Origin of the sequence: Streptomyces sp. NPDC059909 (assembly GCF_042730885.1) — a bacterium.
GTDB lineage: Bacteria > Actinomycetota > Actinomycetes > Streptomycetales > Streptomycetaceae > Streptomyces.
The window spans coordinates 45055-71589 of the sequence record NZ_JBHWKX010000013.1 but is presented as its reverse complement, the minus strand read 5'-3'; the positions used below and the strand labels follow the sequence as shown (position 1 = coordinate 71589).

At 69.7% G+C, this 26535-nt stretch carries 22 protein-coding genes, 1 tRNA gene and 2 pseudogenes; 13 read left to right on the top strand and 12 right to left on the bottom strand.

Annotation, left to right across the window (positions count from 1 at the left end; all coding sequences use genetic code 11):
* Positions 1–224: 224 nt before the first annotated feature.
* The 3 genes from ACFV9O_RS12100 to ACFV9O_RS12090 all read right to left on the bottom strand — a co-directional run bounded on the left by ACFV9O_RS12100 (position 225) and on the right by ACFV9O_RS12090 (position 1672).
* Entirely contained in the window at positions 225–434 is a 210-nt protein-coding gene (locus ACFV9O_RS12100) for a LexA family protein (protein ID WP_385415841.1), read from the bottom strand.
* 21 nt (positions 435–455) lie between these two features.
* Complete coding sequence (locus ACFV9O_RS12095; RefSeq protein WP_385415838.1) at positions 456–815, bottom strand: hypothetical protein; 360 nt, start codon at positions 813–815, stop codon at positions 456–458.
* Between the two features lie 191 nt (positions 816–1006).
* Positions 1007–1672: a hypothetical protein gene (locus tag ACFV9O_RS12090; protein ID WP_385415835.1), complete on the bottom strand. Its 666-nt coding sequence runs from the start codon at positions 1670–1672 to the stop codon at positions 1007–1009.
* A 697-nt stretch (positions 1673–2369) separates the two neighbouring features.
* Between ACFV9O_RS12090 and ACFV9O_RS12085 the strand changes: the two genes are divergently transcribed.
* The 4 genes and pseudogenes from ACFV9O_RS12085 to ACFV9O_RS12070 all read left to right on the top strand — a co-directional run.
* Positions 2370–2960, top strand: a complete 591-nt coding sequence (locus ACFV9O_RS12085; RefSeq protein WP_385415832.1) for a TetR/AcrR family transcriptional regulator — start codon at positions 2370–2372, stop codon at positions 2958–2960.
* Positions 2961–3069: 109 nt separating this feature from the next.
* A pseudogene (locus ACFV9O_RS12080) lies at positions 3070–5286 on the top strand (MMPL family transporter); the annotation flags it as partial.
* Between the two features lie 3 nt (positions 5287–5289).
* On the top strand, positions 5290–5994 hold the full coding sequence (locus ACFV9O_RS12075; protein WP_385416016.1) for a collagen binding domain-containing protein: 705 nt from the start codon (positions 5290–5292) through the stop codon (positions 5992–5994).
* A 777-nt stretch (positions 5995–6771) separates the two neighbouring features.
* Positions 6772–6967 (top strand): annotated as a pseudogene (locus ACFV9O_RS12070) (LacI family transcriptional regulator); the annotation flags it as partial.
* A 117-nt stretch (positions 6968–7084) separates the two neighbouring features.
* Here the strand turns inward: ACFV9O_RS12070 and ACFV9O_RS12065 are convergent.
* The 4 genes from ACFV9O_RS12065 to mptB form a co-directional block, all read right to left on the bottom strand.
* A tRNA-Pro gene (locus ACFV9O_RS12065) sits at positions 7085–7158 on the bottom strand.
* A 191-nt stretch (positions 7159–7349) separates the two neighbouring features.
* On the bottom strand, positions 7350–8288 hold the full coding sequence (locus ACFV9O_RS12060) for a metallophosphoesterase (RefSeq protein ID WP_385415830.1): 939 nt from the start codon (positions 8286–8288) through the stop codon (positions 7350–7352).
* Positions 8234–9493, bottom strand: a complete 1260-nt coding sequence (locus ACFV9O_RS12055) for a glycosyltransferase 87 family protein (RefSeq protein ID WP_385415827.1) — start codon at positions 9491–9493, stop codon at positions 8234–8236. Before ACFV9O_RS12055 ends, ACFV9O_RS12060 begins: the two co-directional genes overlap by 55 nt.
* A 32-nt stretch (positions 9494–9525) precedes the next feature.
* The gene (mptB, locus tag ACFV9O_RS12050; RefSeq protein ID WP_385416013.1) at positions 9526–10965 is read right to left on the bottom strand and encodes a polyprenol phosphomannose-dependent alpha 1,6 mannosyltransferase MptB; all 1440 of its coding nucleotides are present in this window, start codon (positions 10963–10965) and stop codon (positions 9526–9528) included.
* A 210-nt stretch (positions 10966–11175) separates the two neighbouring features.
* On the opposite strand from mptB, the gene ACFV9O_RS12045 reads away from it, so the two are divergent.
* Positions 11176–11640, top strand: coding sequence for a GatB/YqeY domain-containing protein (locus tag ACFV9O_RS12045; RefSeq protein WP_385415825.1), 465 nt, complete (start codon positions 11176–11178; stop codon positions 11638–11640).
* A gap of 343 nt (positions 11641–11983) precedes the next feature.
* Here the strand turns inward: ACFV9O_RS12045 and ACFV9O_RS12040 are convergent, their stop codons facing one another.
* The gene (locus ACFV9O_RS12040; RefSeq protein ID WP_385415823.1) at positions 11984–14239 is read right to left on the bottom strand and encodes a transglycosylase domain-containing protein; all 2256 of its coding nucleotides are present in this window, start codon (positions 14237–14239) and stop codon (positions 11984–11986) included.
* A gap of 635 nt (positions 14240–14874) precedes the next feature.
* Between ACFV9O_RS12040 and ACFV9O_RS12035 the strand changes: the two genes are divergently transcribed.
* Positions 14875–15219: a WhiB family transcriptional regulator gene (locus ACFV9O_RS12035; RefSeq protein ID WP_266381103.1), complete on the top strand. Its 345-nt coding sequence runs from the start codon at positions 14875–14877 to the stop codon at positions 15217–15219.
* Positions 15220–15418: 199 nt separating this feature from the next.
* Here ACFV9O_RS12035 and ACFV9O_RS12030 read toward each other — a convergent pair whose 3' ends face one another.
* Together ACFV9O_RS12030 and ACFV9O_RS12025 are read right to left on the bottom strand one after the other, a co-directional pair.
* A complete protein-coding gene (locus ACFV9O_RS12030) occupies positions 15419–16747 on the bottom strand; it encodes an ArsA family ATPase (protein ID WP_385415820.1) in 1329 nt (442 codons plus the stop codon).
* A gap of 3 nt (positions 16748–16750) precedes the next feature.
* Positions 16751–17725 carry an ArsA family ATPase gene (locus tag ACFV9O_RS12025; protein ID WP_385415818.1) on the bottom strand — a complete coding sequence of 325 codons (975 nt, stop codon included), beginning with the start codon at positions 17723–17725 and terminating at the stop codon, positions 16751–16753.
* A 598-nt stretch (positions 17726–18323) separates the two neighbouring features.
* Here ACFV9O_RS12025 and ACFV9O_RS12020 point away from each other — a divergent pair.
* Positions 18324–19625: an IS110 family transposase gene (locus ACFV9O_RS12020; RefSeq protein ID WP_385415815.1), complete on the top strand. Its 1302-nt coding sequence runs from the start codon at positions 18324–18326 to the stop codon at positions 19623–19625.
* Between the two features lie 109 nt (positions 19626–19734).
* Here ACFV9O_RS12020 and ACFV9O_RS12015 read toward each other — a convergent pair whose 3' ends face one another.
* Positions 19735–20766: a hypothetical protein gene (locus ACFV9O_RS12015; RefSeq protein ID WP_385415812.1), complete on the bottom strand. Its 1032-nt coding sequence runs from the start codon at positions 20764–20766 to the stop codon at positions 19735–19737.
* Between the two features lie 255 nt (positions 20767–21021).
* On the opposite strand from ACFV9O_RS12015, the gene ACFV9O_RS12010 reads away from it, so the two are divergent.
* From ACFV9O_RS12010 to ACFV9O_RS11990, 5 genes are all read left to right on the top strand, one after another.
* Entirely contained in the window at positions 21022–21180 is a 159-nt protein-coding gene (locus ACFV9O_RS12010; protein ID WP_017947820.1) for a DUF4177 domain-containing protein, read from the top strand.
* Positions 21177–21647 (top strand): RidA family protein, encoded by a 471-nt coding sequence (locus tag ACFV9O_RS12005; RefSeq protein ID WP_385415809.1) that lies wholly within the window; start codon positions 21177–21179, stop codon positions 21645–21647. The genes ACFV9O_RS12010 and ACFV9O_RS12005 overlap by 4 nt, the downstream gene beginning before the upstream one ends.
* A 159-nt stretch (positions 21648–21806) precedes the next feature.
* Entirely contained in the window at positions 21807–22682 is an 876-nt protein-coding gene (locus ACFV9O_RS12000) for an NUDIX hydrolase (RefSeq protein WP_385415806.1), read from the top strand.
* Positions 22679–23509 carry an MBL fold metallo-hydrolase gene (locus ACFV9O_RS11995; RefSeq protein ID WP_385415804.1) on the top strand — a complete coding sequence of 277 codons (831 nt, stop codon included), beginning with the start codon at positions 22679–22681 and terminating at the stop codon, positions 23507–23509. Before ACFV9O_RS12000 ends, ACFV9O_RS11995 begins: the two co-directional genes overlap by 4 nt.
* A gap of 198 nt (positions 23510–23707) precedes the next feature.
* Entirely contained in the window at positions 23708–24592 is an 885-nt protein-coding gene (locus ACFV9O_RS11990) for a prohibitin family protein (protein ID WP_385415801.1), read from the top strand.
* A gap of 138 nt (positions 24593–24730) precedes the next feature.
* Here ACFV9O_RS11990 and ACFV9O_RS11985 read toward each other — a convergent pair whose 3' ends face one another.
* Complete coding sequence (locus ACFV9O_RS11985) at positions 24731–25405, bottom strand: Crp/Fnr family transcriptional regulator (protein ID WP_017947815.1); 675 nt, start codon at positions 25403–25405, stop codon at positions 24731–24733.
* Between the two features lie 238 nt (positions 25406–25643).
* Here ACFV9O_RS11985 and nth point away from each other — a divergent pair, with 238 nt between their 5' ends.
* Positions 25644–26510, top strand: a complete 867-nt coding sequence (nth, locus tag ACFV9O_RS11980; RefSeq protein WP_385415799.1) for an endonuclease III — start codon at positions 25644–25646, stop codon at positions 26508–26510.
* Positions 26511–26535 lie beyond the last annotated feature (25 nt).

The window sequence follows — 26535 nt, the reverse complement described above, 5'->3', positions numbered from 1 at the left end:
CCGTGCCGTCGGACGATGTCCACGCCGCCCGTGGTGCCCAGCTCCAGCGCGGTATCGAAGTGGTCAGGGCCTCACGCAGCCTCTTCTCCAGGGCTTCGATGAACTTCTCCGGGTCCTGCGGCCGGCGGATCGCGTCGTAGTGCACATCTCGGTTGTCCTCGAAGTCCGGCGGCAGATCGTCCTCCGGGTTGCGCCACCGGTTCGCGCATGGCGGGCCCGTTCGCTCAGGCCGGACGGCAGGAACGCCGGCGCCGGCCGCTGCGGGCGATAACTCCGTGCTCCTCCAGTTGTCCAAGCTGATAGGCGACCGACGACGGGCTGGACAGGCCGACCCGGTGCCCGATCTCCCGGAGGGTGGGTCCCTCACCGGTCTCGGCGATCCACTCCCGGACACAGGCCAGGGCTGCCTCCTGCCTCGGGCTCAGGTGATCCATCACGACGTCCTCCCCTGGTCCCTAGGGCACAGACTCGGCCGTTGCCGGCACGGCGTCGGGGTGGTGCTTGAGGGCCATCCGGGCCTTCACCCGCGCCTCGCCCTCGAGGCCGTTCCAGTGCGGGTGCGTCGACACCTCGATCGACAGCTCCCGAACCAGGGCCCAGAGATGGGTCTCCTCCACTTTCTGCTCGTCGGTGTAGCCGGGGCTGTCCGGCCGGCCGCCGGTGACGACGCCGGTGTGGGGGTGCTCTTCGCCGGGCCGGCCCTGCAAGGGCTCGACCGACCAGGGCAGGGCCTGGCACAGGGCCTTGTACTCGGCGTTGGCCTGGTGGAGGCGCCGCTGGGCGTCGATCAGCTCGGGAGGGAAGGTATCGGCCACGGTCGGAATGGTACTCCTGTTCGAATTTCGAGGGGACGTAGACGCGCCGCTCGACCTCCCGCTGTGATTGTCCCGTCTCAACGAAGGCTGATCGTCGTCACCGGAGATTGATGACCAGTAGGTTCGTCTCACCGAAGTTCGAGTGGCCAGTGATGCCGGGCTCCGATCCTCCGATCACGCCGAGCCGGTGGTCAGTAGTTCCGCTTTCCGGGCGTGAACGGGCCGGTCTCGGGACCTGCGAAAGACTCGACGACGGTCTTCTCGCCCTCCGCCGAGCCCTCCAGGCAGAGCCGTCCGCCCCTGTCACGCAAGTCAAGGAAGAACCGCGTGGTCGCGCCGGACCGCTTGAGGTCGTGGATGCGCTCGTCGACGTAGCCGAGGTCGTTCAGGATCTTCCTGACGTTGGTGGGGTTGGGATCCGCCAGGTCCCAGAGCGCCTGGGTGATGCGCTCTTCATGGTGTTTGCTCGCGCACCAGTCGCGAGCGTTCAACTCCACTTCCGGTCCTGTCGTGGGGGCGATGGGCTTGATCGCGTCGCTTGGTGGTGTCTGCACCGGACCGGTCGGCCGCTCCTCCGCCGGGGTGTTCGATTGCGGTCCGTGCGGGGGGCCTGAGTGCAGGGCGCCCAGGGCGCCCGAGGGGCACGACTGCGCGACCTTGTCCAGCATCTCCGTGAAGGCTGCGCCGGACCGGGCTCCGGCGGTGTCCGCGGGCTTGCTCTGCGATCCGCCGGCGCTTGTCTTCTCGGTGCCGCAGGCGACGAGCGCCAGAGCGGCGAGGGCTGTTATCGCGAGGGTGAGCCGCGGGCGGCGCGGGAAGGGGGCAACCGGCCTGGTCGGAGCAAGGATTCGTCTCATGCACACAGTCTCTGATCGAGCCGCCCCCTGCACTTGAGTACGCGTACTCACCTGAGTAGGAGTACTCGCTCGAACTTCATGAGACGTGACCCAACTTCAGTGAGACAGGACAGTGATCCGGCTACCCGACCACAGCGCCTGAGCCGAGCGCTCAGTCGGCCCGAACAGGCGCCTCTGGCCGACGTGAGCAAACCAGACAGGAAAGGCTGCTGTCGGGGTGGCGGGATTTGAATCCACGACCTCTTTGTCCCGAACGCGATTAGACCCTCTTCTGACCTCACCTCAGGGGCGCTGACCAGCAGGCGCAGACCCGGCAGCGTCCGTTACGGTCCGGGACCGTCTTGCCGCGGCCTCCTCGTTTGGCCCCCTGTTTGGCCCCCGGTGGCAGTCATCTCAGGCTGTCACTTCCCAGGGAGTGAGGCGTGAGCGCCTGGTCTCAACTCTCGCGCTTCGCCATGGTGTTGATGGCGCATGCCGGGCCACCAGGCGGTAGGGGACTTCGCTCAAGGGACCCAGTGGACGACCTGCGTCCACGGGGTGAGAGAGGGTTGTTGTCGGGCGGACTTCTGGGCGTGATTCGGGGGCTTCGAGGGCAGGCGTGACCTAGGGCACGTACGAAACGGTTTCGTTTCGATAGATCTACGGGCTAAGCTCGCCTCTGTACGAAACCGTTTCGTTCGACGGGGAGTGGATGAGCATGGCTGATGCCGCAACGGGGCGCCGCAGCCGGATCACGCCCGAGCGCGAGGCCGAGCTCTACGCGGCCGTGCTCGATCTGCTTCGGGAGGTCGGCTACGACGCCCTGACCATGGATGCCGTGGCCGCCCGCACCCGGTCCAGTAAGGCCACCCTCTACCGCCAGTGGGGGAGCAAGCCGGAGCTGGTCGTCAAGGCGCTCAGGCACCAGAAGCCGGTGACTATAGGCGAGATCGACACCGGGAGCCTGCCCGGCGACTTCCACGAGATGGTCTCGCAGTCCGACGACTGCCAGATGGACCGGGACACCTCGCTGATGCGGGGCCTGGCCATGGCGGTGCACGAGAACGCCGATCTTCTGCGCGCCCTGCGTGAGCTGCTGTTCGAGCCGGAGATGACCGGCCTCGACCGGATGCTGAGGCGGGCCGTGGAGCGGGGCGAGATCAGCGCGGACAACCCCGCGCTGGAGTACGTACCGCACATGCTGGTCGGCGCCCTTGTCGTCCGGGGGCTGATCGACAACCAGCCGCCCACGAAGGCCTTCCTCACCTCGTACATCGACGCCGTGGTCCTCCCCGCCCTCGGCGCCTGACACCCGGGGGCCCCGCACCCCTCTCGCAGCACCTGACGCGGCCGCTCACGTCGTCCGCCGATGACACCTGCCCATAAGACCCCACGACCTGACCCGGGAGTACCTCCTCGTGGCCACATTGCTCTACAAACTGGGCCGGCTCTCCTTCCGGCGGCGACATTTCATCGCCCTCGTCTGGGTGGTTCTGCTGACCCTTGCGGGTGCGGGCGCCGCACAGGCGCCCGCGGCGGGCTCCACCTCCTTCTCGATCCCCGGAACTGAGGCGCAGAAGGCCTTCGATCTACTGGAGGATCGTTTTCCCAGCGCCAGCGCCGACGGAGCCACCGCGCGCGTCGTCTTCAAGGCGCCAGACGGCGAGAAGATCACCTCCTCCGACAACAAGGCCGTCGTCAAGGAGGCCGTCAAGGAGCTCGGCTCGGGCTCCGAGGTCGCCGCCGTCACCGACCCGTTCCAGGTCAAGGCCGTCAGCCAGGACGGTACGACCGCTTATGCGCAGGCGTCGTACAAGGTCTCCGGCAGGGAGCTCGAGGACTCCTCGCGTGACGCGCTCGAGGGCACGGTGCAGGAGGCGCGGGATGCGGGGCTGACCGTCGAGATCGGCGGTGACGCGCTCGAGACGGTCCCCGAGACGGGCGCCACCGAGGTCATCGGCATCGGCGTCGCCGCGGTCGTGCTGGTGATCACCTTCGGTTCGCTGATCGCGGCTGGACTTCCGCTGCTCACCGCACTGATCGGCGTCGGCATCGGTATCTCCACGATCACCGCGCTGGCGAACACGCTCGAGCTGGGCTCCACCACCTCCACCCTCGCGATGATGATCGGCCTCGCCGTCGGCATCGACTACGCCCTCTTCATCGTCTCCCGCTACCGCGCCGAGCTCGCCGAGGGCCGTGAGCGCGAGGAGGCGGCGGGACGGGCCGTCGGCACCGCGGGCTCCGCGGTGGTCTTCGCCGGTCTCACAGTCGTGATCGCGCTGGTGGGCCTCTCCGTCGTCAACATCCCCGTGCTCACCAAGATGGGCATCGCGGCCGCCGGCACCGTCGTCATCGCGGTCCTCATCGCGCTCACCCTCATCCCGGCGCTCCTCGGATACGCGGGCAGGAAGGTGCGGCCCGCGGGCGTGAAGAGCAAGCTGCTCGGCGGCGGCCGCAAGAAGGCCAAGGGCGAGTCCGGCGGGCACAGCGCGGAGAAGCCCAATATGGGCACGCGGTGGGCGCGCTTCGTCGTCCGCCGCCCCGTCGCGGTGCTGCTCCTCGGCGTCGTGGGCCTGGGTGCCGCCGCGGTCCCGGCCGCCTCGCTCGAGCTCGGTCTGCCGGACGACGGTTCGCAGCCGACCAGCACCACACGGCGCAAGGCGTACGACCTGCTCTCCGAGGGGTTCGGGCCCGGCTTCAACGGGCCGCTGATGGTCGTCGTTGACGCGAAGTCCAGCGACGCCCCGAAGACGGCCGTCAAGGAAGTGGCCACGACCATCAAGGGCCTCGACGGCGTGGCCGCGGTGACCCCGGCGACGTACAACAAGGCCGGCGACACCGCGATGATCACCGTGGTGCCGGACTCCAAGCCGTCCTCGGCCGGGACCGAGGACCTGGTGCACGCCATCCGCGACGCGGGCACGGACATCAAGGCCGACACCGACGCGAAGGTGCTGGTCACCGGCTCCACCGCGATGAACATCGACATCTCGCAGAAGCTCAACGACGCGCTGCTCCCGTATCTGGCGCTGGTCGTCGGTCTGGCCTTCGTGCTGCTGATCGTCGTCTTCCGCTCGATTCTGGTGCCGCTCAAGGCCGCGCTCGGCTTCCTGCTCTCCGTGATGGCCGCGCTCGGCGCCGTCGTCGCCGTCTTCCAGTGGGGCTGGCTCGCCGACCTCATGGGCGTCGAGGAGACCGGCCCGGTGATGTCGACGATGCCGATCTTCATGGTGGGCGTCGTCTTCGGCCTGGCGATGGACTACGAGGTCTTCCTGGTCACGCGTATGCGAGAGGCGTACGTGCACGGGGAGCGGCCCGGTCAGGCCATCGTGACCGGATTCCGGCACGGGGCCCGGGTGGTCACCGCCGCGGCCGTCATCATGATCGCGGTGTTCGCCGGCTTCATCGGCTCCAGCGAGTCGATGGTCAAGATGATCGGCTTCGGTCTCGCGATCGCCGTTTTCTTCGACGCGTTCATCGTGCGGATGGCCATCGTCCCGGCGGTCCTGGCGCTGCTCGGCAGGGCGGCCTGGTGGCTGCCGAAGTGGCTCGACCGCGCGCTGCCGAACGTCGACGTGGAGGGCGAGGGCCTGCGCGACACCCACGACACCTCGAAGAACCCCGACCCGGAGCCCATGGGCACGGCCCTCCCGGCCTCCGGCGACACCGTGCCCGTCGCCGTGCGCGAGCCGGTGGCCGTGGGGGTGGCCGTGTCCGGATCCGATGCCGGGCTCGCGCCGGTGCAGGAGCTCCAGGGGCAGGCCCTGGCCAGTACGGCAGCCGGTTCGGGTGAGGGGCCTTACGGGTCGAACGGCTCTGGCATTCGCGGCACTGTCCGCAACGCGAGCGGTGTGGCCGTCGCGGGTGCCGCAGTGACGCTGATCTCGCCGAGTGGACGGCAGTTGGGCCGCTCTGTGGCGCAGGCCGACGGCTCGTACGCGGTGAATGCCCCCGGGTCCGGCAGTTACGTGGTGATCGTGGCGGCCGAGGGGCACCAGCCGCACGCGTCCACGATCGCTGTCGGCGAGGAGGTGCTGCACGACATCGTGCTCTCCGGGGCGAGCGGTCCGGCGGGCGGGTCGGTGCGGGGCATCGTGTGTGCGGGCTCGGGCGCGGAGAGCCGGCCGCTGCCGGATGCACGGGTCACGCTGGTGGACGCGGCGGGTCATGTGGTCGCCACCGCCACCACCGGTGAGGGCGGCGCGTACGCCTTCACCGACCTGGTCGCCGGTGAATACTCGATCGTCGCCAGCGGCTACCCGCCGGTGGCGAGCGCGCTGCAGGTCAACGGGGCCGGAGTGGACGGCTTCGACATCCGCCTGCACCACGCGGACGAGTAGTCCACCTCACCAACTGAGGGCACATGGTCTCCGAGTCCGCCGAGAGCGGGGTGGACCCCGGGCGCGCCGCCCGTGGGGGCGGGGCAGGCGCAAGGGGAAGGGCCCGGCGGCAGCGCGAGCGGCGCTGCCGTCGGGCCCACGCGCGCGTGGACGTCCGGGCCCCGCCCAGGAGTCCGACTCCGGCGCTCCCACCGTCCGCTGCTCAGTGCGTGATCGGACCCCCGTGGCCATGTAGGCGTCCGGCACGGCGCTTTGGGCGAGGAATCGCAGGTGGAACGCCTCCTCGGTCGTCGCCCCTCGCGGTTCGGTTACTTGAACCTGCTTTGGCTCGCCATCGGGTGCGGTCGTCCGGGGTCCAGAAGCCATGGTCAACCACGACGTCGTGCCCGGCCTGGAGTTGCTCCCGAAGTTCAACCGCCACATCTTCAAGGACCGTTGCTCAAGCGGGGAAGGTGCCCCGGGGGAAGTCCACCCCGTACACGCCGTGGCGGTGCACATCTCCTCATCCGGACAGAGGCGCACGAACCCCCGAGCGGTGAGAGCACGGGAGAGCGTGGTCTTGCCAGAGCCGGGGAGCCCGGCCATCAGTACGCAGAACGGTAGGCGTGGGGGCATTGTTTTCGCCAGGGTCTGAGAGATGGCAGCCATCTCTGCCGCGGCTTCGGGCGCGAGTGGGCCAATGCGGCGAGCCGTAAGCAGTGTGCCCAGGTGATCTTCGAGCACGCTCAGCAGTGTGGCATCCATGATCGTCACTGACGGCCAGGGATCCCGCCCAAGCTCACGGATGAGCGCTTGGGGCACGAAGACGGCTCGGTGCAGGCGCGTTTACTCGCACATCACCGCACGGATGAGGAATCGGCTCATGGACGAACTGACCGAACAGTGGGAGGAGGCGCTGGACACACGGTTGGCCATGCATCCGCGGTCGCCGGTGCGTGCTCTCGATGCTTTGCTCCGAGCGCGTCAGCGGTGACGACTGGGAGTGGATTTCCTTGATCCACTCCCCCGTTCACTCCCCAGAGGCCCCGAGGAACGCGTCAGGGCCGGTCTCCCGTGAGGGAAAACCGGCCCTGACCTGGTGCTTCAGCTGTCGGGGTGGCGGGATTTGAACCCACGACCTCTTCGTCCCGAACGAAGCGCGCTGCCAAGCTGCGCTACACCCCGATGTCATCCGCTCTCGCGGCGACGTCGTTTACTTTAGCCCACGCGCGCCCGGAGACGAAATCCGGTTTTCGGCGGCTCGCGGACCCCGCCGCCGCAGGTCTCGCCGCTGCTCGGCGGCCCTCACCGCCGGGGCAGCCGGTCCCCGCCCCAGAGGCAGTCGGCCCCCGGCCCCAGGGGCAGCCGGCCCCCGCTCAGTCCCGCGCCGTCAGTGTGAGCAGCGTCGCCTCCGGGGGGCAGGCGAAGCGGACCGGGGTGTAGCGGTTGGTGCCGCATCCTGCGGAGACGTGGAGGTACGAGACGCGGCCCGCGGTCTCGTGGGTGGACAGGCCCTTGACGCGGTCCGTGTCGAGGTCGCAGTTGGTGACCAGGGCGCCGTAGAAGGGGATGCACAGCTGGCCGCCGTGGGTGTGGCCCGCCAGGACGAGGGGGTAGCCCTCGGCCGTGAAGGCGTCCAGGGAGCGGATGTAGGGGGCGTGGACGACGGCCATCGAGAAGTCGGCATCGCAGTCCGGGCCGCCCGCGACCGCGTCGTAGCGGTCGCGCTTGATGTGGGGGTCGTCCAGGCCGGTGAAGGCCAGGTCGAGGCCTTCGAGCTTGAGCCGGCCGCGGGCGTTGTTGAGGTCCACCCAGCCGGCCGCGTCGAAGGCGTCGCGGATGTCCTCCCACGGGTTGTGGACGACGCCGACCGCCGGGGCGTTGCCGTTGAGGCCGTGGCGGCCCTGGGTCTTCTCGAGCAGATAGAGGGCGGGGTTGCGCAGCTTCGGGCCGTAGTAGTCGTTGGAGCCGAAGACGTAGACGCCGGGGAGGTCGAGGAGGGGGCCCAGCGCGTCGAGCACCTCGGGCACCCCCTCCGGGTCCGAGAGGTTGTCACCGGTGTTGACGACGAAGTCGGGGCGCAGACCCGCCAGCGACTGCAGCCAGGCGCGCTTCTTGCGCTGGCCGCGGACCATGTGGATGTCGGAGACCTGGAGTACGCGGAGCGGGCGCATCCCGCGCGGCAGGACGGGGACCGTCACCCGCCGGAGCCGGAACGAGCGGGCTTCGAATCCGGCGGCGTAGGCGATGCCGACGGCGCCTACGGCTGCGATGCCGGCACCGATTTTGAGAGGGGCTCCGTAGCGTGCGCGCATGCGCCCATCGTTGCAGACGGGCCCGGGAGGTCATACGGCCCGTCCCCTGCCCGTTCCTCCCGAACCCCGCGGAAGGGCAGCAGCAGAAGCAGCCCCAGCGAGATCCACACGTAGGCGTTGCTGCCGAGGAATCCGGGTGCGCCCCCGTCGTTCCACCGCCACAGCCAGACGATGCTGCTGCACAGCAGGGCATAGCTCGTCCCGGCCCAGAAGAGCAGCCGTTTGCGCCGCTGCCCGCCCACTGCCGAGCGCAGTCCCGAGTCGGCGAGGATCACGAGGGCAGGGATGAGCCACACCAGGTGGTGCACCCAGGTCACGGGGCTCACCAGGCAGGCGGCGATGCCGGTCAGGGCGAAGCCGGCGAGCTCGTCACCGGCGGCGACGGCGCGACGCGCCCGCCAGGCCCAGACGCAGAGCAGCAGCAGGACGCCGATGGCCCACACCGCGCGGCTCGGCTCGGCGGCGGGCTCGGTGAGCCGGGCCAGCAGGCCCTGCCAGGACTGGTTGGAGACGTAGGCGAGCGAGCCGACGCGGTCCGTGTTCCACATCGCCTCGGTCCAGTACGTACGCGACGCCTCCCGGTCGGCCCAGACGGCGATCACGGTCGCGCCGCCCGCGACCGCGGTGGCGACCCCGGCCGCCCGCAGCCGCCGGGTGACCAGCAGATAGACGATGAAGATCGCCGGAGTGAGCTTGATCGCGGCGGCGAGGCCGATGCCGAGGCCCGCGATCCGGTCCAGGCGCCGGGCCCGTGCGGTGTCCGACGTCAGCAGCCAGGCGTCGGCGAGTACCAGCGCCAGCAGGAGCAGATTGACCTGGCCGAAGCTCGCCGTGTCCCGTACCGGTTCCAGCCAGGCGAAGAGGCAGGCCAGCACGGCGTACGCGAACCAGCGGGTCCAGCCCTCCCGGCGGATCGTCGCATCGGCGCAGATATAGAGGATGGCTGCCGCGGCCACGATGTTCAGCAGTTGGCTGATCGCTATGGCGCTGTACCAGCCGACCATCGCCATCGGCAGCATGACGAGCGCGGCGAACGGCGGGTACGTGAAGCCGTAGTGCGTGCCCGGCTTGAGGTAGTCGTAGATCCGGCCGCCGTCCATCCAGTAGCCGACGGTGCCGTAGTACACGTGCAGGTCGAACCAGTGGCGGTGCAGCGGGACGAAGATCAGGAAGGCCGTGACGGCGACCACCAGTCCCGTGGTCACGGTGATTCTGCCCAGGGTCGTCGTCGGGGGCCTCACACGGGGCTCCCCAGGGGTTCCGTGCGGCCGCGGCCCGACGAGGAGCCGCGGGCATTCAGTTGATACGCACACCACAGCACGAGCACCGCGGCAGCACCTCCGCCCACCGCGAGCAGCAACTGGGTTCCGTCCGGGGCGAATCCGCTGGGCAGTACGGCCAGGGCGAGCATGCCACTGGCCACAGCTGCGGCCCGGCGCAGCCGTATCGAGCCGCTCGGCGCCGCCGCGGCGATCAGGAACAGGCCCCACAGGACGTACCAAGGACGTATCGCCGGTCCGAGGAGGGCGACTGCGGTCAGGCTCAGACCGAGCGCGTAGACCGGGCGGCGTAGGTGGTGCCGCCGCCAGAAGGCGATCATGGCCAGCACCGTAGCCGCGATACCGGCCGTGTGCCAGGCCGGAAGCGCGAATTCTGCGAGGCTGCTGCCGAGGCTTGTCAGCGCGGCGCCCGTCATCCTGCCGAGTGACGAGGTCAGTGACCAGTTCTGCGGCGACACGGGCGTGTCGAGCGCGGCGATCCAGCCGTAGCCCGTGCCGGTGAGGGCGGTCGTGGCGGCCGTGGTGGCGGCCGAGACGCCGGTCACGGCGAGGACGGCCCGCAGTCGCGGCAACCGTCCGTCCAGCCGTCGGGCCCAGAGCAGCGCGACCGCGAGCAGCCCCAGTGCGGCGGGGGCCTTCACCAGCGCGGCGAGGGTGACGAGCACGGCGCCGGCGACCGGCCACCAGCCCAGTGCCGCGACCAGTCCCGCGCCCAGCAGGCCCAGCATCACCGCGTCGTTGTGGGCGCCCGCCACGAGGTGCAGCAGCAGGAGCGGGTTGAGCGCGCCGAGCCACAGCGCGGTGCGAGGGTCGGCGCCGCAGCGGCGTGCCAGCCTCGGCAGGCAGAACACCATCAGGGCGACCCCGAGCAGCGCCACCAGCCGCATCCCGAGGATGCCGGTGGACACCTCCGCCCGTGCGAACCCGGCTATCGCGGCCGCGCAGGCCAGGAACACCGGGCCGTACGGGGTCGGGGTGTGCTGCCAGATCGGTGCGACCTCGTAGGTCAGCGGACCGCCGAGATGGGCCGGGCCCTGTGCGTACACGTCCATCCGCGCATCGACCATCGCCCCCTGCGCGAGATAGCTGTACACGTCACGGCTGAACAGCGGCGGCGCCGCCAGCAGCGGCGCCGCCCAGAGCGCGAGCGTGAGAAGCAGTGTGCGGGGTGCCGGTGGCTCGGGCCCGCGTATCGCCCGCCCGAGCAGTGCCCAGGCGGCGATCAGCAGAACGAGGCCGAAATACGCCCCGGCCAGCCCGAGCACGGCCGCCTCCGAGCGCGGTGCGAGCACCTCTCGTACGGGTACGGCCCCCACGGCCACCCCGCAGGCGGCGAGCACCGCCGAGCCGGTCAGCCCGAGGAACTGGACGTGGCGGGTGTCGACGGGAACGCGGATGGCCGGCATGTGGGCAGGCTGTCAACGGACGATGGCCGGAAGCCGACATGGGCCCCACTCCGGAACGGCCACGATGTGTCCGGAGCGTTACGGCTGGAGGGGATCAACGAGTGGTCGGGGTGGGTGCGGACCGTGCTCGGGCCGCGGCCGGGGCGCGCCCCGAGCGAAATGCGCGGGCGGCGCGCGCCGCGTAGCTGCCACAATCAGGGCATGACCACGCTCAAGTCCAAGCTGCAGGAAGACCTCACCGCGGCGATCAGGGCGCGCGACGAGCTGCGCTCCTCGACGCTCCGGCTGACCCTCGCCGCGATCACCAAGGAGGAGGTCGCGGGCAAGGCGGCGCGCGAGCTCTCCGACGACGAAGTGCAGAAGGTGATCGCCAAGGAGGCGAAGAAGCGCCGCGAGGCGGCCGAGGCCTTCGCCCAGGGCGGTCGCGCCGAGCAGGCCGACCGTGAGAAGGCGGAGGGTGAGATCCTCGACGCCTACCTGCCCCAGCAGTTGTCGGACGACGAACTGAACGACGTCGTGGCGCAGGCCGTCGAGGAGGCCAGGGCGGCGGGCGCAGAGGGCCCGCGCGCGATGGGCGCGGTCATGAAGATCGTGAACCCGAAGGTGGCCGGGCGCGCCGAGGGCGGCCGCGTCGCCGCGGCGGTGAAGAAGCTGCTCGCGGGCTGAGGCCAGGTCAGGCCGGGCCAGACCGTGGCCCGGCCCCGTCCGAGGCCGACCGGGCCCGCGAAGCCGAGAGTCGCGAGAACCGGCGAAAACCGGCAAGTGCCGGCCACCCGGACCGATCCACGCTCGGTCCAGGTGGCCGGCACTCCTCACTTCACGGGCCCGCTCAGTACCACGGCGTGCACTTCGGCGTGCCCGACCTGTACTCGAGGCACGCGTCCAGCATGTCCATCGACGGGTTGTGGTACATCGGCGTGCGTGTGCAGTTCGTTCCCGTCAGGACCTTCGCGGTCCAGCCCGATGCGCTGCCCTGCTTCAGGCGGCCCAGGCGCCAGTAGAGGCGAGGTCAGTTCCGCCCGCCGCCGCCGTTGGTCCGTCCGCCGTCCGTTCCGCCGACGAAGCCCGGCGGGAACGAGATGCCGGGGAACGGCTGACCGGCGTCGCCCTCCGTGTCGTTGCCGCCGTTGTCGTTGCCGCGGTCGTGGCCGGGCTTGTCCCGGTCCTCGTCGTCCTCGTCCTCGTCCGGCCGCTCTCCGCGCGGCACGTCGATGGGGTAGAAGGAGTCCGTGTCGGAGGCGTCCAGCGCCCCCGTCATCGCGATCCTCCAGATGGGGCCCGGGAGGCAGCCACCGCAGACCTTGTCGTAGTACTGGCCGCCGATTCTGATGTTGTACATCGGCGTCTTCTCACCGATGTCGTCGCCGACCCACACCGCCGTGGAGAGGTTGGGCGTGTAGCCCACGAACCAGGCGTCCTTGCGGTCGTTCGTCGTACCCGTCTTGCCCGCGTTGTCCCGGTCGCTCAGGCCGGCCCTGGTGCCGGTGCCGTCCTCGACCACGCCCTTGAGCATCTGGTTGATCGTGTCCGCGGTCCGCTCGCTCATCGCCTGCGAGCACTCGGACTCGGGCACCTTGACGGTGGCGCCGTCCGCGGTGGTGATCGACGAGATCGCGACCGGCGTGCAGTACGTGCCGCGGTTGGCGAACGTGGCGTAGCTGGCGGCCATGGAGAGCGGAGTGCTCTCCTCGCCGCCGAGCGTGATCGACGGATTCTCGCCGAGCTTCTTGCCGTCGCCCCGCTCGTAACCCATCTTCTTCGCCATCTCGACCGTCTCGCACAGCCCGGTCATCTGCTCGAGCTTCGCGAAGTAGGTGTTGATCGACTTGCCGAGCGCGCTCGTCATGTCCCAGGTGCCGGTCTCCTCCTCCGTCTCGTTCTGCGGGTCCCAGATGCCGGAGCCGGCGGGGGATCCCGAGCAGGTCGTGAAGGAGCTCATCGGGAGCACGATCTTCGAGCCGGTGGAGAAGCTCTGGGCCGGGCTGATGCCCTTCTCCAGCGCTGCCGCGGCCGTGATCGGCTTGAAGGTCGAGCCGACCTGGAAGCCGTACGTCGTGCCGCCCATCTTGTTGTCGACGGAGAGGTTGAGCACCGTCTCGTGGCGCTTCTGGTCCAGGCCGTACGGGCGCGACTGACCCATCGCCAGGATCTTGCCCGTGCCCGGCTCGACCTGCACCACCGCCGCCGCGACCTTGTCGTCCTTGTTCACCTTCGAGGTGGCGGCCTCGTTGGCGGCTTCCTGGGCGCGCGGGTCGAGCGTGGTCCTGATGGTCAGACCGCCCAGGTTCCACAGCTCCTGCCGCTCCTCGGCCGTCTTGCCGAAGGTGGGGTCGGAGAGGACGGTCTTGCGTACGTAGTCGCAGAAGAAGCCCGCGCCGTCGACCGCCGTGATGCAACCGTTCTTCGGCCTGCTGACGTTCAGCTTGATCGGCTTGGCCTTCGCCTCGTCCGCGGTCTCCTGCGCGACGTCACCGACGTCGGCCATGCGCTGCAGCACGGTGTTGCGCCGCTTGGTGGCCTCTTCCTTGTCGTTGACCGGGTCGTAGCGGCTGGGCGACTGGACGATGCCGGCCAGCAGCGCCGCCTCCTCCAGCTTCAGGTCCTTGGCGGACTTGGAGAAGTAGCGCTTGGACGCCGCCTCGATGCCGTAGGCCTGCTGACCGAAGAAGGTGATGTTGAGGTAGTTCTCGAGGATCTTCTTCTTCCCGAGTTCCTCCTCGACCTGGATCGCGTACTTGAGCTCGCGGACCTTGCGGCCGAGCGTCTGCTGGGTGGCCCGGGCGACCTTGTCGGGGTCGTCGCCGGCCTCCTCCACGAAGACGTTCTTGACGTACTGCTGGGTGAGGGTCGACGCGCCCTGGGCGACACCGCCCTCCTGCGCGTTCCGGTTGAGCGCGCGCAGCACGCCCTTGAGGTCGACCGCACCGTGGTCGTAGAAGCGCGCGTCCTCGATCGCGACGATCGCCTTCTGCATGTACGGCGAGATGTCCTTGAGCGGGACGACCGTACGGTCCCGGGAGTAGACGGTCGCGATCTGACCGCCCTCGGAGTCCAGGATCGTCGTGCGCTGACTGAGCGGGGGCGTCTTGAGGTTGGACGGGATCTCGTCGAACCCCTCGACCGTGCCCTTGGCCGCGAGTCCCAGTGCACCGGCGGCGGGCAGGGCGATACCCGCCATCACCGCTCCCGCGAGCACACTGACACCGAGGAACTTGGCGGCCTGCTGGGTCCCGGTCAGACCACCGCCCGAGCGCTTGTTTGCCATGGGGGCAGCCTAATCCGTTGCTGACGGCGTTCCCCAGGAGCAGGGGCTCCTCAGGACGTTCGAGTACCAAGCCGTGACATCCGGCGGCAGCCTGGCCGGCGAGGCCTCACCGTGGGTCATTGCGCGAACGCGGTGCTCGGCGAGAGTGGGTCGCGTGACCTGCCGTGGAGCCTTGCCCAGGGCCGCATCCGCTGCAGGCTCCGGCAGGGGGCCGTGAACGGAGGTCCGGTCCCCGGGGACTGACGGCGGCTTCGGGAGGTGCCGGAGGTTCTCATTCGCCGGACAGGCGTATATGCCTTGGCCTAAGCTGCTCCCAACTGTCACAGCAGTGCGGTTGCGTATCAATGCCCCGCCACATCCCCGTCACACCCTCAGGCTTTCCTGAGAGATGCCGAGGCGGCGATCTCCCCGTCGCCCGGATTCGACTGCCCCCATTGGTCGGATTTATTACATATGCCCTCAGCTCACTCCCCTGGGTGATCTGCCGCGTACGCATAGTCCGTTCGGGCCATTCAAGATTGGGCCCGAAGGGGGTGTTGCGCTGTGCCCACCTTCCGTAACGTCCTCAACTGGCAGCGGTGAATATGCCGCTGCCGCCGTGGGGGAGCCTCGATTCGGGAGAGGACGGCGCCGGCATGGGCTGGGTAACCGACTGGAGTGCGCAGGCAGCCTGCCGCACTACCGATCCGGATGAACTGTTCGTACAAGGAGCGGCGCAGAACAGGGCCAAGGCGGTGTGCACCGGATGTCCGGTGCGGACCGAGTGCCTGGCCGACGCGCTCGACAATCGCGTCGAGTTCGGCGTATGGGGTGGCATGACCGAGCGGGAGCGGCGCGCATTGCTGCGCAGGCGTCCCACCGTCACCTCCTGGCGCCGGCTGCTCGAGACCGCGCGTACCGAGTACGAGCGGAGCGCGGGCATCCTGCCCGTGGGCCTGGAGGACGACGAGACGTACGAGACGTACGCGGCAGTGGGCTAGCGGCGAGCGGTAGGCGGCACGGTCCGCAGCACGGGGTCCGAAATGCGGAGCCCGAGGTACCGGGCGCGCGACACGACGTGTGCGATGCGCGGTACACGGTGCGGTCCCGGCTGCGTTCCTCGCGTACGCCGACCGTGCGTCACGCTGGTGCGCCCGCGCACGGCAGCACGACCGCCTGGACGCCGCCTGACGTACGTGCCTATGCAGCTCCGACCGGGGAACCGCCGGTCGCGAGCCGGTCACCGATGGCCCGAAGTCCCGCGAGGTCGTGCACGTCGCCCGGCAGGGCGGCCACTTCGGCCACCGCCACCTCGGGGTGGAGCGCCGTGAAGCGGTCGCGCGTGCGCTGCTCGCGCGCGAGCACCTGCATCCGTTCGGCATGCAGCCGGAGCAGACCCGCAGTCAGCTGTGGTGTGGTGTGCGCCAAGGAGGCGTCGGAGGCGTCGAGTGCGTCAGGTGTGTCGGCGACGTCGGGCGCAGACTCCACGGCGGGAGAGTCGGGAGAGGAGCCCGTGGAGTCACGAGGACCAGCCTTCCCGGCCTCCTGATCCACAATGCGGTCCTCCTCAAGATTTTCCGCGGCGGCGAGCGCCCGCTCGGCCGACAGCCGGGCGGCGCCGCTGCCATGGACACGGTTGAGCACCAGCCCGGCCAGCGGCATCTCCTCCGCCGCCAGCCGCTCCACGAAGTACGCCGCCTCGCGCAGCGCGTCCCGCTCCGGGGCGGCGACCACGAGGAACGCCGTGCCGGGCGCCTGCAGCAGCCGGTACGTGGCATCCGCCCGCGTGCGGAAGCCGCCGAACATCGTGTCCATGGCAGCCACAAAGGTCTGTACGTCACGCAGCAACTGACCGCCCAGCAGCTTCCCGAGCGTGCCGGTCATCATCGACATGCCGACATTCAGGAACTTCATCCCGGCCCGGCCGCCCATCTTCGCCGGGGCCATCAGCAGCCTGATGAACTTGCCGTCCAGGAAGGACCCGAGCCGCTTCGGCGCGTCCAGGAAGTCCAGCGCCGACCGTGACGGCGGCGTGTCCACCACGATCAGGTCCCACTCGTCGCGCGCCCTCAGCTGCCCCAGCTTCTCCATCGCCATGTACTCCTGCGTGCCCGCGAAGCCGGCCGACAGGGACTGGTAGAAGGGGTTCTCCAGAATCGCGCGGGCCCGCGCCGGATCCGCATGCGTCTCGACGATCTCGTCGAACGTGCGCTTCATGTCGAGCATCATGGCGTGCAGCTCGCCGTCGCCCTTGATGCCGTCCACCCGGCGCGGGGTGTTGTCGAGCAGATCGATGCCCATCGACTGGGCCAGCCTGCGCGCCGGATCGATGGTGAGGACGACCGCCTTGCGGCCGCGCTCCGCCGCGCGTACTCCCAGGGCCGCCGCGGTCGTCGTCTTGCCGACGCCGCCCGCGCCGCAGCACACGATGATGCGCGTGCCCGGGTCGTCGAGCAGCGGATCGATGTCCAGCAGCGGTGTGTCCTGCAGCGCGATGCCCGCGATGCCCTGCGTCATGGACGGTGTCATGCGTTATCCGTTCTCCCCGTTCACACCGAGCTTCCGCAGTTCGGTCGCCAGCTGGTACAGCCCGGCCAGATCGATCCCCTCGCTCAGCAGGGGGAGTTCGTACGTCGGCAGATCGAGCCCGGCCAGCACGGCGCGCTGCTCGCGCTCCAGCTCCACGCGCTGAGCGTGCTCGGCGGCCTGCGCCAGCAGCGGGCCGACCAGCCTGGCCGCCCCGCTCACGCCCGCCGTGTTCAGCGACTTGGCGATGTCCTTGCGGCGTCCGGTCGTCGCCGCGGTCCGTACCGCCTCCTCGTCGAGGATGTGCGGCCGCACCATGTTCACGAGCACCTTGCCGGTGGGGAGGTCCGCGTCGCGCAGCTCGGCGACGCCGTCCGCGGTCTCCTGGACCGGCATCTCCTCCAGCAGGGTCACCAGATGGACCGCCGTCTCCGGGGACTTGAGGACCCGCATCACGGCCTGGGCCTGATTGTGTATCGGGCCGATCTTCGCCAGGCCCGCCACCTCGTCGTTGACGTTCAGGAAGCGCGTGATCCGGCCCGTGGGCGGGGCGTCCATCACGACGTAGTCGTAGGCGTACTGCCCCTTCTTGTCGCGGCGCCGCACGGCCTCGCAGGCCTTGCCGGTCAGCAGCACGTCCCGTACGCCGGGCGCGATCGTGGTCGCGAAGTCGATCGCGCCGAGCTTCTTGAGCGCCCGGCCCGCCGAGCCCAGCTTGTAGAACATCTGGAGGTAGTCGAGAAGCGCCCGTTCCGCGTCGATGGCGAGCGCGAAGACCTCGCCGCCGCCCGGGGCGACGGCGATTTTGCGTTCCTCGTACGGCAGCGCCTCCGTCTCGAAGAGCTGTGCGATTCCTTGCCTGCCCTCGACCTCGACGAGGAGAGTGCGCTTCCCCTCGGTCGCGAGGGCGAGCGCAAGGGCCGCGGCGACCGTCGTCTTACCGGTACCGCCCTTGCCGCTGACGACCTGAAGCCTGCTCACGTCTTCGAGCCTAATTCCTTGCTAAGCACTCCGGTGGCTCCGGGTGGGATCACCGGGGTGTTCGAGTAGTGAGGTCCGTTACGCCTTCTTCGAGCTGGGCTTGTGAAGCCTCTGGTTAGAGCGTGCGGGCGGGCCTTGCGCTCATCGTGGTGGGTCTCGTGGATGCCGGGCGGATGCCTATTGCGCGGCAGGCCCAGATGCCTCTGGTTAGAGCGGTGGCGCCCGGCGTCCTCGTGGCCACCGCCACAGGTGAAGGGTGCTGAGGTTCGTGGGTGCCAGGCGGAATGCCTTTGTTGGGTCGGTTTTGATGCCTTCTGTTAGAGCGGCATCGCTCGGAGCCGTCGAGCGTCAACATCCGATGCCGTGATCCCTCGTTGGTGTTGGTGGGACGAGCCCGCTGCATGGTGACCTCTCGATACGGCCGAGCTGTCTGAGCTCTCGCATAGACCCGAGGCCCGTGCCGTGCGCTGGTGCCACGAACACGGCTAGTGAGGCGTCGGCCCAATCCCAAGTGGTTGAGGCCTGGAATTAGGGCGTCGCGTGGCCCGCATGCGCTCGTGACCGGCGCAAACACCCGCACCTAGGGGAGGGAACAACCTTGATCTACTGCGGCATCGACTGGGCCGAGAAGACGCATGACGTGGCCCTGGTCGACGACAGCGGCCAGTTAGTGGCCAAGCGGCACATCACCGACGATGCGGCCGGCTACAAGATTCTGCTGGACCTGCTCGCCGAGTACGGCGACAGCGAGGACGAGCCGATCCCGGTCGCCATCGAAACTTCCCGCGGTCTGCTGGTCGCGGTGCTGCGGCAGGGCAAGCGGCAGGTCTTCGCGATCAACCCGATGGCTGCCGCACAGCACGTGGGCGATCCCGCCTTCGTCGGCAGTGCCGGGTTCCTGACACAGGCCTTCTTCGATTACCGCGACCGGCACTCCGTCTCGCGCAAAAAGTCCGACCCTGGCGACGCCCTGGTGTTGGCGAACATCCTGCGGACCGACATGGCGATGCACCGGCCTCTGCCCGACGACAGCGATCTGGCTCGCGCCATCGCGGTCCTGGCCCGGGCCCAGCAGGACGCGACGTGGAACCGGCAGCAGATGGCCAACCAGCTCCGGTCCCTGCTGCGTGAGTACTACCCGGCTGCTTTGGACGCCTTCGCCACCTGGACCAACGGCCTATGCCGACCTGAGGCCCGCGAGCTCCTCAAGCTGGCACCCACGCCCGCCAGAGCGGCGCGACTGACTCGTACGCAGATCAGTGCTGCCCTCAAGCGCGCCGGCCGCAAGCGTGGCATCGACGCCGATACTGAGCGGCTCCGGGAAGCCTTGCGCGTCGACTGGGCCCGCCAGTTGCCGCTGGTCGAGGAGGCACTTGGCAAGCAGATGCTGGCCCTACTGGGTCAGCTGGAAGCCTCCTGCGCCGCCGCCGACGACCTGGCGAAGGCGGTGGGAGAGGCGTTCCCGCAGCACCCGGACGCTGAAATCCTCCTCAGCTTCCCAGGACTCGGCGTTCAGCTCGGCGCCCGGGTGCTGGCCGAGATCGGGGACGACCACACCCGGTTCGCAGACGCCCGAGGCCTGAAGGCGTATGCAGGCTCTTCGCCGATCACCAGAGCCTCGGGCAAGAAGTCCAGCATCACCCGGCGACGAGTGAAGAACGATCGGCTCAACCACGCCGGCTATCTGTGGGACTTCGCTGCCCTGACCGCGTCGCCGGGGGCCAAGGATCACTATCGTCGACGACGAGACAAGCACGGCGACTGGCACGCGTCGGCCTTGCGCAGCCTGTTCAATCGCATGGTCGGCCAGATGTATCACTGCCTGCAGCACGGCGAGCGCTACGACGAGACCCTCGCATTTCCGCTCCCGTTGGAGGTCGCCGGATCGGCCGCCGCGTAGCCCATAGTCGGCGGCACACCGCCGTTGGCCATGGCCATGAGCTCGATCACGGGATCCGGTAAGGATGCGACCGCATCGAGCACGGAGGTGAACCGAGGGCCAGATTGGCCTACTGGATACTCCAGCGGTGCGGGTGTTCGGGATCGGCGGGGCACGCGAAGACGTTGAGCTCACCAGCGCGGCCCACGATGACCTTGGTGGGCGTGGCGAACCGGTGCGCGGGCAGGTCTCCTTCTTCCAGCGGTTTCCAGCTTTCGCTACCGCCGTCCCACTCGGAGCTGTCTATGGTCAGCAGCAGTTCCATGGGCGTCGCGCAGGTCAGGCAGTCCATTGGGGACGGGTCGGTCGTGTGCCAGGACGCGAAACCGCCGACACGCCAACCTGGCGGGATGGACAGGTCGTACTGGTAGCCAATCGGCTCGTCTGCGTCCTCGTCCTCCTGCTGCTCGGCCTCCTCCTCAAGGGCCTCCTCCCAGGCGTCGATCCGGGTGGACAGGTCCTCGGGCAAGAGACCCGCGAACGGATAGGTGACCACCTGCTCCGGGTGCAGCACGCAGGGCTCGGGCAGGTAACCCTTGGAGCCGACGACCTTCGGCTGCGGCGGCGAGGCCAGCACCTCGCCGACTTCCGCCGACCTGCGCCAGCGCAGGTGAAGCAGCAGGTCGTACCGGCTCGGGCCGTGCGCGTGGAAAGGACACCAGAACACCTGGAGCAGGTCGCAGCCGTCCGGGCCGGCTGGTAGGTCGGGGACGTCCCGCTGGTACAGCTGCGCCAGGCCGATCAGCGGCAGCGGCTCGGTGTCGGAGACGCCTGGGATCTGGTGCTCACGGCACAGCTCATTCAGGAGCTGCCGTTCTTCCTCTGTGGGGCCCGAGAGCGGTTCGCGGGCCCACGCGCAGGCCAGGACCTCGCGCTCCCGGTGGATGTCCGCGGGGCGCCGACCGCGCCCGCGGCTGTGGGCCTCGGTGCACACCGGCCACGGCTCGTCCGCCGGCCACAGCATCGGCCCGCCCACGGAACTGGCCGAGACGTCCGGGTTCCCCGGTCGCGGGTGCAGCCGGGTGGTGGTGTCCCGGTACGCGGCGAGCTCCGGGAAGAGCGCCTCGACATCACGCGGTCGCGGCGGCGTGGTCCTCGTCATGGACTCGACCCTAAACACCCGACGCTTTCGGAGAGCCACTCCCCCTTGCATCGGTAATCGAACAGCCGGCAAAGCTGCACAGACGTCGCTGTCGCCCACTTGACGGCCTGGGGCCGTGAGGCGTCTAACCAGTCGCTGTGCAGGCTACGCACGAGGCTGCCTTTGGCCTGCGCGCGAGGCCGCCCGCGGGCTGTGCGCGAGGCGGCCGGTGGGCTACGCATGAGGCAGCCGGTCCGTGCGGCTACAGTCGGCTCCATGACCAAGTGGGAATACGCGACCGTGCCCCTTCTCGTGCACGCGACCAAGCAGATTCTGGACACCTGGGGCGAGGACGGCTGGGAGCTCGTCCAGGTCGTCCCCGGACCGAACAACCCCGAGCAGCTCGTGGCGTACCTGAAGCGGGAGAAGTCGTGAGTGGCGCCGTCGAGGCGAAGCTCGCCGAACTCGGTCTGACGCTGCCGGAGGTCGTGCCGCCACTGGCCGCGTACCAGCCGGCCGTGCAGTCCGGCCCGTACGTCTACACCGCGGGACAGCTCCCGATGGTGGAGGGCAAGCTTCCGGTCACCGGCAAGGTGGGCGGCGAGGTGACCGCCGATGAGGCCAAGCAGCTGGCCGCCACCTGCGCGCTGAACGCGCTGGCCGCCGTGAAGTCGGTCGCCGGTGATCTGGACCGTATCGCGCGCGTGGTGAAGGTCGTCGGCTTCGTCGCGTCGGCGTCCGACTTCACCGGCCAGCCGGGCGTCATCAACGGCGCGAGCGAGCTGCTCGGCGCCGTGCTCGGCGACAAGGGCGTGCACGCGCGCAGCGCGGTGGGCGTCGCTGTGCTGCCGCTGGACGCTCCGGTCGAGATCGAGATCCAGGTGGAGCTCGTCCAGGACTGAGCCGCCGGTCGGCTGAACAGCCGGTCAGTACGTATACGGCCCCGAGCCCCCCTTCGACGGCGGGCCCGGGGCCGTACTCGCGTTTTCGGGATCGGCCGTGGCCTGGACCGGGCACCGGCCCCCCTCGAACATCCAGGCGGGAACGCATAGCATCCGCCCATGTCCAATGGTCAGTGGTACCCACCGGAATGGCCCGACCGGATCCGGGCGCTCGCAGCCGGCGAGCTCACCGCCGTCGCCCCCAGGCGGGCGGCGACCGTGATGCTGCTCAAGGACACCCCGCAGGGCCCCGCGGTGCACATGCTGCGCCGCCGTGCCTCCATGGCCTTCGCCGGAGGTGCGTACGTCTACCCCGGCGGCGGCGTGGACGAGCGGGACTCCAGGCCGGTCCGGTGGTCGGGCCCGCCGCTGGCCGAGTGGACGGCACGGCTCGGGGTCGAGGACGAGGCGTCCGCGCAGGCCATCGTCTGTGCGGCGGTCCGTGAGACGTACGAGGAGGCGGGCGTCCTGCTCGCCGGCGAGACCGCGGACTCGGTGGTCGGGGACACGACGGGCGACGACTGGGAGGCGGACCGGGCGGCCCTGGTCGACCGGGAGCTCTCGTTCGCGGAGTTCCTGGACCGCCGGGGTCTGGTGCTGCGCTCGGACCTGCTGGGCGCGTGGGCCCGCTGGATCACCCCGGAGTTCGAGCCGCGCCGCTTCGACACCTGGTTCTTCGTCGCCGCGCTCCCCGAGGGACAGCGGACCAGGAACGCGTCGACGGAGGCCGACCGCACGGTGTGGATCAGGCCGGAGGAGGCGGCCGCCGGGTACGACAAGGGCGAGCTGCTGATGATGCCGCCGACGATCGCCACCCTCCGGGTCCTCGGACGGTACGAGGCCGCCGCGGACGCCCTCGCCGCGGCAGGGGGACAGGACCTCACCCCGGTCCTCGCCCAGGCACGCTTGGAGGAGGGCGAGCTGGTGCTCAGCTGGCCCGGACACGACGAGTTCACCAAGCACATCCCGACGGGACCGGAGGGAGGCCCCCGATGAGCTACGCCTCAGCCCTCCCCGGGCAGCCGCGCGGAGCCGTCGAGTCCGGGCCTGCCACGGCGCGGGCGGTCAACGTCCTGGCGCCCAACCCGTCCCCGATGACCCTGGACGGCACCAACACCTGGATCGTGTCCGAGCCGGACTCCGAGCTCGCCGTCGTCATCGACCCGGGTCCCCTCGACGACGTACACCTCCGGAATGTCGTCGCGACCGCCGAGAAGGCCGGGAAGCGGATAGCCCTGACCCTGCTCACGCACGGGCACCCGGACCACGCGGAGGGCGCGAGCCGCTTCGCCGAGCTGACCGGCACCAAGGTCCGCGCCCTCGACCCGGCGCTGCGCCTCGGCGACGAGGGCCTCGCGGCGGGAAACGTGATCCGGGTGGGCGGCCTGGAGCTGAGGGTCGTCCCAACCCCCGGCCACACCGCCGACTCGCTCTGCTTCCATCTGCCCGCCGACCGGGCCGTGCTCACCGGCGACACCATCCTCGGCCGCGGTACGACCGTCGTCGCGCACCCCGACGGCCGCCTCGGCGACTACCTCGACTCGCTGCGCCGCCTGCGCTCGCTCACCGTCGACGACGGCGTCCACACGGTGCTCCCGGGCCACGGCCCGGTCCTGGAGGACGCCCAGGGCGCCGTCGAGTACTACCTCGCCCACCGCGCCACCCGCCTCGCCCAGGTCGAGACCGCCGTCGAGAACGGGCACGGCACGGCGGCCGAGGTCGTGGCGCATGTGTACGCGGACGTGGACAGGTCGCTGTGGCCCGCGGCGGAGTTGTCCGTACGCGCACAGCTGGAGTACCTGCGGGAGCACGGCCTCATCTAGGGATTCCGGGGCCGCGCTCATCCAGGGCCTCCGGGGCTTCTGCGGTCCTGCCCCTCCCCGGCGTTCTGCGCACCCCGGGGCCCCTGGGACGCCGCGAGATCCGCTGGGGGCGTCGTGAGATCCACCCCGCCCCGGGAGGCTCGCTCCGCGTGTCTTACGCTCCGCTTACTTTCAGCGTTTCGCACTTGGGGGGAAGCTGTGTTCGTCCTGTCCATCCTGCTCGTCATCGCCGCCGTGGTGATGTTCCTCGTCGCCCGCGGCGGCGACATGCGGGGTCTCAAGATCGGCGCCGGCGCGGCGCTGATCGCCGGCCTCTTCGCGGGCATCGCCAGCATGGTCCACGTGGTCAGCGCGTACGAGGTCGGCGTCCCGGTCGCCTTCGGCAAGGTCGGCTCGCCCATGACCTCCGGCATGCACATGAAGTCGCCCTTCACGAGCGTCACGACGTTCTCGACCCGCCCGGTCGATCTCAACCTCTCCGACAAGGACGTCGTCGAGGTCCGCTCCAGCCAGGGCGGCGTCATGTACGTGGAGGTCACGGTCAAGTGGGCGGTGACCCCGTCGAAGGCGGTGGAGCTCTACAAGCTCGCCGGCAGTGAGGACGCCATTCAGCAGCGGCTGGTCTACCCGGACAGCCGGGAGATCATCCGCAACGTCTTCGCCCGCCACACGAGCGAGCAGGGCTACACCTCGGCCCGCGAGAAGATCAACACCGAGATCGGCGGGCTCATCAAGGAGCGGCTGGCCCCACGCGGCATCGATGTGACGACGGTGAACCTGCGCAACGTGAAGCCGTCCGACCGGCTGCAGGACCAGATCGACCGCAAGATCCAGCAGCAGCAGGCGACGGAGCGCGCGACGGAGGCGGCGCGCACCGCGAAGGCCGAGGCCGAGCGGCGGCGCATCGAGGCGGAGGGCATCGCCAAGGCGAACAAGATCCTCAACGAGTCGCTGACGGACAAGGTCCTCTTGAACCAGTGCATCGACGCCTACAAGGAGGCGGCGGCGAAGAACCCGGTGTACGCCGTGCCGTGCGGCGGCGTCAGCGGGAACCCGCTGATCGTGGACGGCAGCAAGCGCTGATCGTACGCAGGCGAAGGCCCCACGCGGAGGGGCGTACGCGAAGGGGCCGCCCGGCTGTCTGCCGGGCGGCCCCTTCGGCGAATCGGTAGGTGTTCGTGCGTGCCGGTACGCGCTCGTGCGCGTGCCGACGACCGGCGACTAGCGGGAACGCTTCGCGAGGCGCTCCACGTCCAGCAGGATCACCGCACGGGCCTCCAGCCGGAGCCAGCCGCGCTGGGCGAAGTCGGCCAGCGCCTTGTTGACGGTCTCGCGGGAGGCGCCGACGAGCTGTGCCAACTCCTCCTGGGTGAGGTCGTGCACCACGTGGATGCCCTCCTCCGACTGCACGCCGAAGCGGCGCGACAGGTCGAGGAGCGCACGGGCGACACGGCCCGGCACATCGGAGAAGACCAGGTCGGACATCTGGTCGTTGGTCTTGCGGAGCCGGCGGGCGACGGCGCGCAGCAGGGCCGTTGCCACCTCGGGTCGCGCGTTCAGCCAGGGCTGGAGGTCGCCGTGGCCGAGGCCGAGGAGCTTGACCTCGGTGAGCGCGGTCGCGGTGGCCGTCCGCGGGCCCGGGTCGAACAGCGACAGCTCGCCGATCAGCTCACCGGGGCCGAGCACGGCCAGCATGTTCTCGCGGCCGTCGGGGGAGGTGCGGTGGAGCTTGACCTTGCCTTCCGTGACCACGTAAAGGCGGTCGCCGGGGTCGCCCTCGTGGAAGAGCGCGTCGCCGCGGGCGAGCGTCACTTCACTCATCGAGGCGCGGAGCTCCGCGGCCTGCTCATCATCGAGCGCCGCGAAGAGCGGGGCGCGCCGCAGAACGTCGTCCACGAGTTCTCTCCTTGTCGACCTGCTCAGGGGACGGTGGTCCCCATGATGCCGCACAGCAAAACAGTGCGATCGATCACAAGGGTCCAACACAAGTTTGACGCACCGGCGTGTCCGGTTGTGCGGCAGGGCCTGAATCGGGTGGCGATCGGCCGGGCCCGGGGCGGATGTCGGTGGTGGCCCTTAGGCTGGCCGGGTGTCCAATTCGCCGGTGAGAGCGCAGGCCAAGGGGGCCGGAACAGTGTCAGGGGAGCAGAATTCCGCTGTGGGCGAACAGGTTTCACCTGCGCCAATAAAGGCCGCAAAAGGGGCAAATGGGAAGTCTCCGAAGTCCGTGGCGAAGCCGGAATCGCGTCTGGCGATGGTGCGCCGCGCCCGCAGGATCAACCGCGAGCTGGCCGAGGTCTATCCGTACGCCCACCCAGAGCTCGACTTCCGGAACCCCTTCCAGCTGCTCGTGGCGACGGTCCTGTCCGCCCAGACGACCGATCTGCGGGTCAATCAGACGACACCCGCACTCTTCGCGAAGTACCCGACTCCCGAGGACATGGCCGCGGCCGTCCCCGACGAGCTGGAGGAGGTCATCCGGCCCACCGGCTTCTTCCGTGCCAAGGCGAAGTCCCTGATCGGCCTTTCCACGGCCCTCCGGGACAACTTCGGCGGCGAAGTGCCGGGCCGCCTGGAGGACCTGGTCACGCTCCCGGGCGTGGGTCGCAAGACGGCGTTCGTGGTGCTGGGGAACGCGTTCGGGGTCCCCGGGATCACTGTCGACACCCACTTCATGCGGCTTGCCCGACGCTGGAAATGGACCACCCAGGACGACCCGGTCAAGATCGAGGCCGAGATCGCCGCGATCTTCCCCAAGAGCGAATGGACGATGCTCTCCCACCGGGTGATCTTCCACGGCCGCCGGATCTGCCACGCCCGCAGACCCGCCTGCGGCGCCTGCCCGATCGCGCATCTGTGCCCGTCCTACGGCGAGGGCGAGACCGACCCGGAGAAGGCGAAGAAGCTCCTCAAGTACGAGATGGGCGGCTATCCGGGCCAGCGCCTGAACCCCCCGCCGGACTACCCGGGCAAGCCGGCGCCGCCTCTGGGGGCCTCGTGACGGCGTGTCCCGGAGGCTTCGGACC